Annotated in this window: 11 protein-coding genes; 3 read left to right on the top strand and 8 right to left on the bottom strand. The window is 55.4% G+C overall.

Translation table 11 applies throughout. The features are described 5' to 3' along the window. Window positions 1-70: 70 nt before the first annotated feature. The 4 genes from LMS44_RS11460 to metH all read right to left on the bottom strand — a co-directional run bounded on the left by LMS44_RS11460 (window position 71) and on the right by metH (window position 7,446). On the bottom strand, window positions 71-619 hold the full coding sequence (locus LMS44_RS11460; protein WP_022523459.1) for a DUF934 domain-containing protein: 549 nt from the start codon (window positions 617-619) through the stop codon (window positions 71-73). Further along, complete coding sequence (locus tag LMS44_RS11455; protein ID WP_278371130.1) at window positions 612-2,264, bottom strand: nitrite/sulfite reductase; 1,653 nt, start codon at window positions 2,262-2,264, stop codon at window positions 612-614. Before LMS44_RS11455 ends, LMS44_RS11460 begins: the two co-directional genes overlap by 8 nt. Before the next feature lie 157 nt (window positions 2,265-2,421). Then, a complete protein-coding gene (locus LMS44_RS11450; RefSeq protein WP_278371129.1) occupies window positions 2,422-3,747 on the bottom strand; it encodes an MATE family efflux transporter in 1,326 nt (441 codons plus the stop codon). 3 nt (window positions 3,748-3,750) lie between these two features. Continuing rightward, on the bottom strand, window positions 3,751-7,446 hold the full coding sequence (gene metH / locus LMS44_RS11445; RefSeq protein WP_498947282.1) for a methionine synthase: 3,696 nt from the start codon (window positions 7,444-7,446) through the stop codon (window positions 3,751-3,753). 292 nt (window positions 7,447-7,738) lie between these two features. On the opposite strand from metH, the gene nfuA reads away from it, so the two are divergent. Further along, complete coding sequence (nfuA, locus tag LMS44_RS11440) at window positions 7,739-8,362, top strand: Fe-S biogenesis protein NfuA (protein WP_027959432.1); 624 nt, start codon at window positions 7,739-7,741, stop codon at window positions 8,360-8,362. A 69-nt stretch (window positions 8,363-8,431) separates the two neighbouring features. Here the strand turns inward: nfuA and LMS44_RS11435 are convergent, their stop codons facing one another. After that, window positions 8,432-9,472, bottom strand: a complete 1,041-nt coding sequence (locus LMS44_RS11435; protein ID WP_498947281.1) for a DNA-binding protein — start codon at window positions 9,470-9,472, stop codon at window positions 8,432-8,434. A 230-nt stretch (window positions 9,473-9,702) separates the two neighbouring features. Here LMS44_RS11435 and LMS44_RS11430 point away from each other — a divergent pair, with 230 nt between their 5' ends. Together LMS44_RS11430 and LMS44_RS11425 are read left to right on the top strand one after the other, a co-directional pair. Beyond that, on the top strand, window positions 9,703-10,866 hold the full coding sequence (locus LMS44_RS11430) for a tyrosine-type recombinase/integrase (protein WP_498947296.1): 1,164 nt from the start codon (window positions 9,703-9,705) through the stop codon (window positions 10,864-10,866). 61 nt (window positions 10,867-10,927) lie between these two features. Further along, window positions 10,928-11,344 (top strand): SufE family protein, encoded by a 417-nt coding sequence (locus LMS44_RS11425; RefSeq protein ID WP_039858498.1) that lies wholly within the window; start codon window positions 10,928-10,930, stop codon window positions 11,342-11,344. An 8-nt stretch (window positions 11,345-11,352) separates the two neighbouring features. Here LMS44_RS11425 and yidD read toward each other — a convergent pair whose 3' ends face one another. From yidD to LMS44_RS11410, 3 genes are read right to left on the bottom strand one after another with little or no spacing between them, the layout of a single operon-like run. Further along, window positions 11,353-11,685, bottom strand: coding sequence for a membrane protein insertion efficiency factor YidD (gene yidD / locus LMS44_RS11420; RefSeq protein ID WP_498947295.1), 333 nt, complete (start codon window positions 11,683-11,685; stop codon window positions 11,353-11,355). Window positions 11,686-11,702: 17 nt separating this feature from the next. Beyond that, window positions 11,703-12,173 carry a phosphoribosyl-AMP cyclohydrolase gene (gene hisI / locus LMS44_RS11415; RefSeq protein ID WP_498947280.1) on the bottom strand — a complete coding sequence of 157 codons (471 nt, stop codon included), beginning with the start codon at window positions 12,171-12,173 and terminating at the stop codon, window positions 11,703-11,705. 4 nt (window positions 12,174-12,177) lie between these two features. Beyond that, the gene (locus LMS44_RS11410) at window positions 12,178-12,624 is read right to left on the bottom strand and encodes a transcriptional repressor (RefSeq protein WP_007114248.1); all 447 of its coding nucleotides are present in this window, start codon (window positions 12,622-12,624) and stop codon (window positions 12,178-12,180) included. Between the last annotated feature and the right edge of the window lie 40 nt (window positions 12,625-12,664).

Raw genomic sequence — 12,664 nt, 5'->3', positions numbered from 1 at the left:
ATGAGCGTCCAACTTTTGGGGTGCAGTTCAGAAGCTGCCCTTTTGGGTTTATAACATTCACGCTCTGCGTCTACTTATTATCGGCTAAACGGCGCTCAAACAGCGCCTGTCGCTCTTCAACATCGGGTTGGTAGCGAACGCTGATAAAACTTAGCGCGCGCAGGGCATCCTCGGGATGCTGGTCATCGCGCAGCGCCATGGCAGTAAAACCACAACGGCGCATATACTCCAGCTGATCGACCAGGACATCACCCACCGCGCGCACTTCGCCGCTATAGCCGTAGCGCTCGCGCAGCAGGCGGGCGATGCTGTAGCCACGGCCATCGGTGAAGGCAGGGAAGTCAATAGCGATGGCTACGGCATTACCAAGCTGTTTGCCTAATTCGGCCGTCAGCTCGGTATCGCTGGTGAGTAGTGGTGCCAGCTCAGCGTCTTCCTGATTGGCCTGCCACAACGCCAGCGGCACAAACGCTGGGCGCTGTTCGGGCAGGGTGTCTGCATCGTAGGAAACACACCAAGCGTTTTCCGCCGCAAGCTCGCCATTGAAAATCAAGTGATCGACATGAACCGGTGTCTGTTCAACCGCTTCAGCTTGCGTCTCAGCTGTTTTATTAGGCATAGACACGCTCCTTAAAGGGTTTTAGGCCAATACGGCGGTAAGTATCCAAGAAGCGTTCGTCCTCATGGCGCTGCGACACATAGACTTCCAATACTTTTTCAACCACATCCGGCACGTCTGAGCGGAAAAAGGATGGGCCTAAAATCTTACCAAGCGAGGCATCGTCGGTGGAGTTGCCGCCAATCGATATCTGATAGAACTCTTCGCCTTTTTTATCCACGCCCAGGATGCCGATATGACCCACATGGTGGTGGCCACAAGCATTCATGCAGCCGGAGATATTCAGATCCAGCGGGCCAAGGTCATACAAGAAGTCGAGGTCTTCAAAACGTTCCTGCAGCGCCTGGGCAATGGGAATGGAGACCGCATTAGCCAAGCTGCAGTAGTCGCCTCCAGGGCAGCAGATAATGTCGTTGAGCGTGCCCACGGTGGGGTTCGCCATACCCAACGCTTCAAGCTCTTCCCACAGCGCTTCCAGTTCATCGACCGGTACGTCAGAAAGCACCAGGTTCTGTTCGTGGGTAACACGCACTTCACCAAAGCTGTAGCGATCGGCTAAGTCTGCGACCGCTTCCATTTGGTCAGCTGTAACATCCCCAGGCGCGTGCTCGCGGCGCTTCAGCGATAGCGTCACAGCTTTATACCCAGGCACCTTATGATCGGTTACGTTGTTAGTGACAAATCGTGCAAAGCTGCGATTTTCTGCACGCAGGCGGTCAAAATCCTCGTTAGCGTTTGCTGCCACCGGGCGACGAGCAGGCTCGGGGAAGTGAACTTTAGCCGCATCAACCGCTGCTTGGTTAAGCGTCTGCGGGCCGTCTTTCAGGTGCGCCCACTCTTCATCCACCCGACGACGGAACTCTTCAATACCCAGCGCTTTGACCAGAATTTTAATCCGCGCCTTGAACTTGTTATCCCGGCGACCAAACTGGTTGTAAACCCGTACGCAGGCTTCCAGGTAGGTCAACAAATGCTGCCAGGGCAGATCTTCACGAACCACGTCCGCAATCATCGGGGTACGGCCCAGGCCGCCACCGGCCAACACTTTTATACGTAGCTCGCCGTCGGCGTTGTACCAAAAACGCAGGCCAATATCGTGAACCTGGATCGCGGCCCGGTCTTGGGCCGCACCGCTGACCGCGATTTTGAACTTGCGGGGCAGATAGGCGAATTCCGGGTGCAAGGTTGACCACTGGCGGATTAACTCACACCAGGGACGTGGATCTTCCACTTCATCGTTGGCGATGCCGGCAAACTGGTCGCTGGTGGTGTTACGAATGCAGTTACCACTGGTTTGAATGGCGTGCATCTGCACCTTGGCGAGATCGGCCAGAATATCCGGCACGTCTTCAAGGGCAGGCCAGTTCAACTGCAAATTTTGCCGCGTAGTAAAGTGGCCGTAGCCGCGGTCGTAACGGCGAGTGATCTCAGCCAGGGCACGCAGTTGGCTACCCGCCAGCATGCCGTAAGGAATCGCAATACGCAGCATAGGCGCATGGCGTTGAATATAGAGGCCGTTCTGCAACCGTAAAGGGCGAAACTCCTCTTCTCCCAAACGCCCAGCGCGGTAGCGTTCCATTTGGTCGCGGAACTGAGCGACACGCTCGTCAACCAGGGTTTGGTCGTGAATATCATAACGGTACATGTGGCACGATCCTGCTAAAAAGCGAAATGGTCACGTTGAGACGGACGTTAATGTAGCGTCACCTTAACGCGGGCGTCATATTCTTCAAAAGAATATATAATTATCTTTTTATCTCTAAAAGCTATTTAGAATATCTATTATGAGTCAGGCAGCCGGCTTATAAAGCAGGGGCCAGCCAGCGTCGTCGTTGCCATACCCATAAAAAGCCGGCTGAGTTTATCAACCGGTAGAGCAGTTGCATAAGCCAGATACCTAATAAGCCCTGGTTTAAACCAATCCCGACCCACCAGGCCAGGGGTAAAAAAAGTAGCCACTGCATCCCCAGGGTCAACATCATCACCGTGCGTTGAGCGCCCGCGCCCATTAAGGCCTGGGCGAGCACTAAAGCTGCGGCATCCAGCACAATCATCACACCGGTTATCTGCAATGGGAGTTTACCCAGCACTACTAGCTCGCCACTGCTGAAAAATATCCCAAGTACCTGTTCGGGTATCACTAACATCGGCAGCGCCAGCACAAGTAAAAGTAACCATGCGACCCGCAGCGCATCCAGACCCCAGCGGTGGGCTTCGTTCTGAGCATCTCGGCCTAATGCCTCACCCACCAAGCTCATCGCCGCAACGCCAATCCCCACCCCCGGCAAAATTAGCAGCAGTGAAAGATTAATCAACACATGGCCAACCGCGACACTGGCCGTGCCTAGCTGGCTAAGTAACCAAATGAGTACCGCATAACCCGCTGCAAATAAAAACTGCTGCAAAGAGTGAGGAGCGGCAAGTACCAAGGTCGTACGCAGGGTGGCTAAGCAAGGCATGCGTGTCAAAAAATGCTGGACAAATGGGCTTTTTATGCTCACCCAGCACCAAACAATCAAGCCAATAAACAGCGATAGTGTTGTGCCAGCACCCGCACCACTCGCCCCCATTTTGGGTAGCCCGGCGAATCCATAGATCAACCCCGCACTGGCCGTCACATTAATCAAGTGAACCGCCACGATGATACGCAAGTAGAGATGCGTTTGCTGGCGACCGTTCCAGTAGCCACGAAAGCAGAGCGTTAGCGCAATGGCCATTAGTGACACCACCCGCCAACGAAAATAGTCAACGGCGACGCTTTGCACATCATCGGCTTGGCTAATCAAACCAATCAGCAGCGGTGCTTGCCACCAAGCCCAGGCGGACAGCGGCAGGCCAACCACAAGCCCAATCACCAGCCCCGAGTTAAGCGGATGGGCAATATCCGCATGGGCAGCCCCCTCGCGCTGAGCGGTTTGTGACTGCACGCTGGAGGAGAGGCCAAACACAAGAGCGCTGAGCATAAACATGGCGTAACCGCCCACGCCAACACCCGCAAGCGCTACCTCGCCTAAATGCCCCACCAGTACGGCATCTATCAAGTTAAGCATGCTCTGGGAGAGCATGCCCAACATGATCGGAAAAGCTAAGCGCATGACCTTGCCATGGCGGCCAGGAACAAACAGCATTAATTAGCTCGGGTCGTAGGAGAGTACTGGTGAGAGCCAGCGCTCCATCTCCTCAAGGGGCATCTGTTTGCGCTCGGCAATGGCCTCGACCTGATCCCGGGTAATCTTACCGGTGGAGAAGTACTTCGACTGGGGATGGGCAAAGTACCAGCCGGAAACCGCTGCCGCAGGCCACATGGCGAAGTTTTCGGTCAACGCCAAACCGGTATTTTCGGTGGCATCGAGCAGCCGGAATAGCGTGGCTTTTTCGGTATGATCCGGGCAGGCAGGGTAGCCGGGGGCAGGGCGGATGCCCTGATACTTCTCAGCGATCAGGGCATCGTTGTCCAGCGTTTCTTCCGGTACATAGCCCCAAAACTCTTTACGCACCCGTTCATGCATGCGCTCGGCAAAGGCCTCCGCAAGGCGATCCGTCAACGCCTGCACCATAATCGCATTGTAGTCATCGCCTGCCGCCTCATAAGCTTTGGAGAGCTCATCAACACCGTGCCCGGTGGTGACCGCAAAGCCGCCAATCCAATCGGCTTTGCCGCTCTCTTTGGGGGCAATAAAATCGGCCAGGCTGTAGCAGATACCGTCGCGGCCTTTGGTGGTCTGCTGACGGATATGGAAGAGACGTTCGACGACTTCGCTGCGTGACTCATCGGCGTACACCTCGATGACATCATCATCAACACTATTGGCGGGCCACAGGCCGATAACACCACGGGCCTGAACGCGCTTTTCATCGACCAGCTTGCGTAGCATCACTTTGGCGTCTTCAAACAGGTTGCGGGCTGCCTCGCCGACGACTTTGTCGTCGAGAATTTTGGGGTACTTGCCCGCTAGCTGCCAGCTCATAAAGAACGGCGTCCAGTCGATGCGTTCGATCAGTTCTTCCAGATCGTAATCATCGAAGGTTTTTAACCCCAACATATTGGGCTCGGCGGGAGTGTGGTTGTTCCAGTCGGTGCGGAAACGCCGCTTGCGCGCCTGGGTGTAGTCCAGATCCGCCGCTTTGGGGCGGCGCTTGGCGTTACGCTCACGAACTTTTTCGTACTCTCCACGGATTTCGGCGACGTAAGGTGTTTTTAAAGCAGGCGTCAATAATTTGCCCGCTACACCAACGGCCCGGGAGGCGTCGGTCACGTAAATCACCGGGTGCTCATACTGGGGCTCGATTTTGACGGCAGTATGCGCTTTTGACGTGGTGGCACCGCCAATTAGCAGCGGTAGATCCATACCGCGGCGCTGCATCTCTTTGGCGACGTGCACCATTTCATCCAGCGACGGGGTAATCAGGCCCGAAAGACCGATAATATCGGCGTTGTGATCTTTGGCCGCCTGTAAGATTTTGTCGGCGGCGACCATAACACCAAGGTCAATCACTTCGTAGTTATTACACTGCAAGACCACGCCGACGATATTTTTGCCGATATCGTGAACATCGCCTTTGACCGTGGCCATCACGATCTTGCCTTTGGCTTTGGTCTCTTCGCTCTTTTCGGCTTCGATATAGGGGATTAAGTAGGCCACGGCCTGTTTCATGACCCGCGCAGACTTAACTACCTGGGGCAGGAACATTTTGCCGTCGCCAAACAAATCGCCGACCACGTTCATGCCGTCCATCAGCGGGCCTTCGATCACCTCAATAGGGCGTTCGGCCTCGGCGCGGGCCTGTTCGGTGTCATCCTCGATATACACCGTAATACCTTTAACCAGCGCGTGTTCGATACGCTTGCTAACGGGCCAGCTGCGCCACTCAAGATCCTCTTTCTTAGCCGCGCCGCTACCGTCGCCTTTATACTTATCAGCAATATCCAGCAAGCGCTCGGTGCCGTCGCTGCGGCGATTGAGCACCGCATCCTCTACTGCGTCGCGTAGCTCGGCGGGGAGGTCGTCGTAAACAGCGAGCTGGCCCGCGTTGACGATACCCATGGAGAGTCCTGCGCGGATGGCGTGATAGAGAAAAGCCGAGTGGATCGCTTCGCGCACCGGGTTGTTGCCACGGAACGAGAACGAGACGTTAGACACCCCGCCAGAAATCATCGCGTGGGGCAGGTTTTCGCGAATCCACTGGGTCGCTTCGATAAAGTCGACCGCGTAGTTGTTGTGCTCCTCGATGCCGGTGGCGATGGCAAAGATATTGGGGTCAAAGATAATATCTTCCGCGGGGAAGCCGGTTTCATCTACCAGCAGGCGGTAAGCGCGCTGACAAATTTCAGTTTTGCGGGCAAAGGTGTCTGCCTGGCCCTCTTCATCAAAGGCCATAACGACAATGGCAGCACCAAAGCGGCGGCACTTGGTCGCCTGTTCGCGGAAGGCGGCTTCGCCCTCTTTAAGCGAGATGGAGTTCACCACCGCCTTACCCTGGACGCACTTGAGGCCCGCTTCGATAATCTCCCACTTGGAGGAGTCGATCATAATCGGCACACGGGCGATATCTGGCTCGCCGGCGATCAAGTTAAGGAAGCGCTCCATGGCTTCCTTGGACTCGAGCATGCCCTCGTCCATATTGATATCGATGACCTGGGCGCCGTTTTCGACCTGCTCCAGGGCGACTTCCAAGGCGGTGGTGAAGTCCTCTTCCACAATCAAGCGCTTAAAGCGCGCAGAGCCGGTGACGTTGGTGCGCTCGCCGACGTTGACGAACAGCGAGTCAGCCTCAATGTTGAACGGCTCTAGGCCTGATAGACGGCAGGCGCGGCTGCGCTCAGGAATTACCCGAGGCGTCATATCGCGAACCGAATCAGCAATGGCGCGAATGTGCTCGGGCGTGGAGCCACAGCAGCCACCGATAATATTCACCAACCCGCTGGCAGCAAACTCGCTGACAATCTCCGACATCTCTTCCGGCGTTTGATCGTACTCACCAAACTCGTTGGGCAGGCCCGCATTGGGGTGGGCGGAGACAAAGGTATCGGCTTTGGTAGCGAGCTCTTCCAGGTAAGGACGTAGCTCCTCGGCACCCAAGGCACAGTTCAAGCCTACCGACAGCGGCTGAGCATGGCGTACCGAGTTCCAGAAGGCTTCGGTGGTTTGACCTGAAAGCGTACGCCCCGAGGCATCGGTAATGGTGCCGGAGATCATTACCGGCAAGCGCTCGCCGCGGTCATCGAACAGCTCTTCCAGGGCATAGATCGCGGCCTTGGCGTTAAGCGTATCGAAGATGGTTTCGATCATGATCAGATCGGCACCGCCTGCAATCAGCGCTTCAGCGGCTTCATAGTAGTTCTCACGCAGCTCATCGAAGGTGACGTTACGCTTAGCGGGATCATTCACATCCGGCGATAGCGACGCGGTGCGCGAGGTGGGGCCTAACACACCGGCAACATAGCGGGGCACGCCGGTTTCAGCGGCCACTGCGTCGCAGACCTCACGAGCCAGGCGCGCTGATTCACGGTTGAGTTCAACCACCAGCGATTCCATGCCGTAATCAGACTGTGACAGCTGAGTGCTATTAAAGGTGTTGGTCTCAATAATGTCGGCACCGGCTTCCAGGTAGTCACGGTGAATCCGCGTGACCACTTCGGGGCAGGTTAGCGCGAGCAGATCATTATTGCCTTTGAGATCCGAGGGCCAGTCGCTAAACCGTTCGCCGCGAAAATCTTCCTCGCTCAACTGGGCATTCTGCAGCATGGTGCCCATGCCGCCATCCAGAATCAGGATACGTTGGGCAAGGCGTTGGGTGAGGGTCGCGATCAAAGCACTATCAGCCATGGCAGGGGGAGTTCTCCAGCGTCACAGTCGTCAAAGGGGATGTTGTTATCGTCGGAAAAGCAGCATCTGTCGTTATAAGGCGCATAATGATAACAAAAGGGATGGCAAAAGGCGCCCCTACGGAGGCTATACGCAAGATAAGGAAAGATAATTAATAGTCGCTCGTAAAAAGAGCTGTTTAAAATAGCCGACTAAAACAGTCGGGATTGTGTCAGCGCGCTGTTTTGCTTACCATAGACACAAATGACATGTGAAGTGGCGCCGCCACTACCACGGGAGGAAGACAGCCCTCATGACCACGACTAGCGAAAAAGAAACCAGTGTCGATACCCAAGGTATTGATATTACAAACAGTGCGCAAGAATACTTGGCAGAACTGCTGGAAAAGCAGAACGTTGAGGGTATTGCCGTACGCATTTTCATTACCCAGCCGGGCACACCCTACGCGGAAACCTGCCTGGCTTACTGCCGCCCCGGCGAAGAAGAACCCACCGACGTTCTGCTTGAGCTCGAGAAAATCAACGTCTTTCTCGATAAAAACAGCTTAGCGTTTTTGGAAGAGGCGGTAGTGGATTTCAACGCCGACCGCATGGGTGGCCAGCTAACCATCAAAGCGCCCAACGCCAAGATGCCCAAGGTAAATGCGGATAGCCCGCTGGAAGACCGTATCAATTATGTGCTTTACAGCGAGATCAATCCTGGGCTGGCGGCCCACGGTGGCGAAATCAAGCTGGTGGAACTCACCGAACAGCAGTACGCGGTGTTGGCCTTTGGCGGCGGCTGCCAGGGTTGTGCAGCGGTTGATTTAACCCTGAAAGATGGCGTTGAGAAAACCCTGATGGAGCGCATTCCAGAGCTTGCCGGTATTCGCGACGTTACCGATCACAGCGATACCACCAACGCTTACTACCGCTGAATAAGCGATAGTAAGGCTCAAAAAGCCCAGCTTGAATCGCTGGGCTTTTTTACTACGTCTCCAGGTTGATTACTGGCCTGGCTCACTGCCCTGTTTTGAAAGCGCATCGGGTAGCGCCGTTAGCTGTGTTTGCAGCGCTTCCATGCGGCTCCAAAGCTTCTCTTGCCACGCTTGCTGTAGCGCAGCTTCGCGCTCGGCATGCTGCTGGGCTTGGCGATCTAATGCTGCCTTCGCCTCATCTAGCTGCTCGGTTAACACTTGTTGCTGCTTCTCCAGCGATGTAATTTGCTGCGTCTGCTCACCAAGCTGTTGTTCGCGCTGGCTAGCCTCCAGCTGCAGAGTGTGCAGGGCCTGCTGCTTTGCCTTTAGCTCCTGACTCAATGCCTCAATACGCTGCTCAGACTGCTGCAGACGTTTTTGGAAAGTCTTCTCTTCCTGGGCGCGCGTCTGCTGAGCGCTATCCAGCATCGCCATCAGTCTTCCTTCAGCCGCCTCATGGCGCTGCTCCTCTTGTGCTAAACGCTGCTCCCACGCTACCTGTTGCTCGCTGAGGGCATTGCTATGCGCATCGCGCTGTGCATCTGCTTGGCTCTCTAGCTGTTTTTGTACCTGCTTCAGTTGAGTTACTTCTTCTTGGGATGCTTCGGCTTGTTGATGCCAGTGATGTTCGCTGGTTTGACTGGCGGCTAATTCCCGATTTAACGCTTCCAGGCGCTGCTCCATATGACGCAAGTGCTCGGCGAGGGAGCTTTCGCGCTGTTCGGCGTTAGCGGCCTGCTGTTTAGCGTCCTCTGCAAGCTGCTGGGCCTCCGCCACTTGGCGATTGGCATCTTCGCGATAATGGAGCAGCGTTTGATTCGCTACCTCCTGGGCCTCGCGCCATAGCTCACTGGCCATGGTCACCACGACTTCCGGCACACCCTTGGGCGGCGGCACGTCGCGATTTTGCTCCCGCTCACTGCGCCACAAGCGGAAGTGATCACTAATCGTCGTGAAGCTGCCGGTGCCCAGCACATCGCGAATACGCTGCACGCTGGGCGTGTCGCCCCGGGCCAACAGGGCATCAATGGCTTGTTGAACATCGCTGTACTGAATGCCGTTGCGGGCCATGAAATGATCCTTCCTTGAGAGCTTCTGTAACCACCATTGTCGGGACTTGTCGTATAAAAGGCAATAATTACGTATTATGTAATACGTAATTTTATTTATGATAATGCGCATAAATTCAAGATTACGCTTATTATCTTGAATTTATAGGACTACAGGAGCACACTTAAGGCCAGATAATGTAAACATCGGCTAAAAAGAAGAGAGTGGCGACGGACATGGCGAACGAGGTTATGACACCCACTGGTCAACTTCAGATATTTAAAGAGTCGCCGAATGGCGGACGTATTAGCGCTCAAAACGATGCCCAGGCAGTGACCGCATGGCTTGAAGAGTACGTGGATAGCCCACAAACCTGGAAAGCGTACCGTCGCGAAGCGGAGCGGCTGCTGCTCTGGTTGGCTAGCCAAGGGCACACGCTGGCCGATATCAACCGCGAAAACCTGCGCCGCTTTGAAGCCTTTCTCGCCGACCCACAACCAAACGAGCAGTGGGTAGGGCCCTCCAAACCCCGCGCGCACCCATCATGGCGGCCATTTCGTGGCGGTTTATCGCCCGCCAGCCGACGCCAAAGCCTGGTGATACTGCAAGGCATGTTTGCCTGGTTGGTGGAAGCAGGCTGGGTTAACCACAATCCGTTTCGTTTGATGCGTGATAAATCGCGGCGCCTGAATAATCAAACGCCGCGTGTTGAGCGCTATTTGGAAAGTGATTTGTGGGCGTGGCTGTGGGAGTGGCTGAATAGCCCGTTGGAGGCTGGGGAGGGCAGTCGTGCCCGTTTTGAACATTCACGACGGCGCTTTATCTTTGGCTTTGCCTATTTGCTGGCACCGCGCATCAGCGAGATGGCCGATGCGCGAATGGGGGATTTCCAGCGCAGCGAAGGGCGCTGGTGGTGGCATGTGGTGGGCAAGGGAAACAAGATGGCGCGCATTCCGTTGCCTGACGATATGCTTGATTGTTTGCGCCAGTGGCGCCATACGCTGGGATTGCCTGAATACCCTGAGCAGTTTGAAGCTGAAGCACCGGTGCTTCGCGCTCTGGATGGACAGCGTGGCCTGGGCCATAACCAGCTTTATCGGCTTGTTCGCGCAACGTTTCAGCAGGCGGCACAAGCACTTGAAGATATCGACGGAGCACCGGAACATGTGACCGCGCTTAACCTGGCAACGCCGCACTGGTTACGGCACACATCGATCACCCATCAGGCTCAATCGGGCATTAGTCTGCGCCATCTGGCCGAAAGCGCTCGACACGCGCGCCTAGACACCACCTCACGCTATCTCCATAGCGAAGACAACGAGTGGCATCTTGAACAGCAGCGACATCGATTGACTGTTTCCGGCACAACCTCCCTCAAGACACCTTCGAGCCGTTATAATGGCCACAATGAGTAACCCTATGACGCAAAATGTCAGTCGCCAATATTCAGCCAATTCCAATAGAGAAGGAAATAGCATGAGCACTTCCGGCGCCGAACAGGCCCAGCAAGAGCTAATCGAAGATTTCGAGATATTCGATAACTGGATGGATCGCTACCAGTACATTATCGATATGGGTAAGCAACTGCCTGACTTCCCAGAAGAGTGGAAGCTAGAAGAGTTTAAGATACAGGGCTGCCAGTCAAACGTGTGGATGCGCCATGAGGAGGAGGGCGATAAGCTGGTGTTCAAAGCGACCTCCGATGCCGCCATCGTATCCGGCCTGATTGCCGTATTGCTGCGCATTTACAGCGAACGCACCGCCGCTGAGATTCGTGCTACCGAGCCACACTTTTTGGCGGATCTGGGATTGGATAAGCACCTTTCACCTACGCGCAGCAACGGCCTGCACGCTATGCTGGAGAAGATCTACGCGGTAGCGCAGCAGAAGTAGGAAACAAGCTAGCGAGGGTGATGGTCACAGCAAGAGGGCGACGATCCCTTTTCGTCATCCTCGCGGCAAAGCTGCTCGCTGCGGCCGCCGGGCACCGGATCCATACCGCCAGGATTGCCCGGGTGGCACTTAACGATCCGCTTAACGGCCATCCAGCCGCCCTTTATTGGCCCATGCACCTGAATCGCTTCAATCGTGTAGGACGAACAGCTCGGCCAGAAGCGGCAGCGCGGGCCTAAAAGGGGGCTGAGTGTATATTGATAGACTCTAACGCAGCCAATCATCACCTTCATCAATACCCAACGCGAACCTGAGCGCAGGGCTGATATTAACCGAGTCATGGCTTGCATAGGCAGAACTAGGTTTTTTTGCCGTACAGGTCGTCAGGATCAATCAGCGGATTGCTGGTAATTGAGGCCTGCTCTCCATTCACGGCAATATAGAAACAGCTGCGCCGGCCGGTGTGGCAAGCAGGCCCCGTTTGTTCGACTTGCAACAATAGCGTATCGCCATCGCAATCCAACGCAGCAGAGACAAGCTGCTGCTGCTGGCCCGATGACTCACCCTTGCGCCACAGCTTTCCCCGCGAGCGCGAATAGTAGCAAACACGCTGGGTGGTTAACGTCTCTTCCAGCGCCTCACGGTTCATCCAGGCCATCATCAACACTTCGTTAGTATCGTGCTGCTGAGCAATGGCAGGGATCAAACCATCAGCATTAAAACGCACCGCGGCTAGCAAAGTGGCCACAGCGGGAAGACTATCTTCTGGGGCAGCACGCTCGAGTTGCTTAAACAGGGCATCCGGCGCGACGTGATCAAAACGGGACATAAATTTACTCGCTAGCTGTTCGGCAATCCTGACAAAGCCCTTGAAGCTCAATGGTTTGGCGCTCAACGTTAAAGCCCTGGCGTTTTGCCAGCGCCGCCAGTTGATCGCTGATCTCGTCCAAGTGCAGCTCTTCGACATAGCCGCAGTGACGGCAAATCAGTAGTTGAAAACCATGCGCATGCTCTGGACAAGCGCAGGCCACGTAGGAGTTCTGCGATTCAATGCGATGCACCAAGCCTTGATCAATCAAGAACTCAAGCGCCCGATAAACCGTCGGGGGGCGGGCGGCCGCATGCTCAGTAGAGAGCTTATCGAGCAGGTCATAGGCTTTTAGCCCGCCGCCATTTTCGGCAATCATCTCCAGTACGCGTCGGCGAATAGGGGTAAAGCGGACGCCGCGGATATGGCACTGAGACTCCGCCTGCTGTAGTAGTGTACTCGCTTGGGTCATGGGCAACTCGTTGAACGTTGTTAGCCTAGGCTCTCGTTAG

It is taken from the genome of Halomonas profundus, assembly GCF_020865425.1.
In the GTDB taxonomy this organism is placed as follows: Bacteria; Pseudomonadota; Gammaproteobacteria; order Pseudomonadales; family Halomonadaceae; genus Vreelandella; species Vreelandella titanicae.
Note: the sequence above shows the minus strand (reverse complement) of the source record. Positions and strands in the feature narration are given on the sequence as shown.

Coding starts and splice junctions, on each gene's coding strand:
- LMS44_RS11460 (WP_022523459.1), bottom strand. CDS start 619: ATGCCTAATAAAACAGCTGAGACGCAAGCTGAAGCGGTTGAACAGACA.
- LMS44_RS11455 (WP_278371130.1), bottom strand. CDS start 2,264: ATGTACCGTTATGATATTCACGACCAAACCCTGGTTGACGAGCGTGTC.
- LMS44_RS11450 (WP_278371129.1), bottom strand. CDS start 3,747: ATGCTGTTTGTTCCTGGCCGCCATGGCAAGGTCATGCGCTTAGCTTTT.
- metH (WP_498947282.1), bottom strand. CDS start 7,446: ATGGCTGATAGTGCTTTGATCGCGACCCTCACCCAACGCCTTGCCCAA.
- nfuA (WP_027959432.1), top strand. CDS start 7,739: ATGACCACGACTAGCGAAAAAGAAACCAGTGTCGATACCCAAGGTATT.
- LMS44_RS11435 (WP_498947281.1), bottom strand. CDS start 9,472: ATGGCCCGCAACGGCATTCAGTACAGCGATGTTCAACAAGCCATTGAT.
- LMS44_RS11430 (WP_498947296.1), top strand. CDS start 9,703: ATGACACCCACTGGTCAACTTCAGATATTTAAAGAGTCGCCGAATGGC.
- LMS44_RS11425 (WP_039858498.1), top strand. CDS start 10,928: ATGAGCACTTCCGGCGCCGAACAGGCCCAGCAAGAGCTAATCGAAGAT.
- yidD (WP_498947295.1), bottom strand. CDS start 11,685: ATGACTCGGTTAATATCAGCCCTGCGCTCAGGTTCGCGTTGGGTATTG.
- hisI (WP_498947280.1), bottom strand. CDS start 12,173: ATGTCCCGTTTTGATCACGTCGCGCCGGATGCCCTGTTTAAGCAACTC.
- LMS44_RS11410 (WP_007114248.1), bottom strand. CDS start 12,624: ATGACCCAAGCGAGTACACTACTACAGCAGGCGGAGTCTCAGTGCCAT.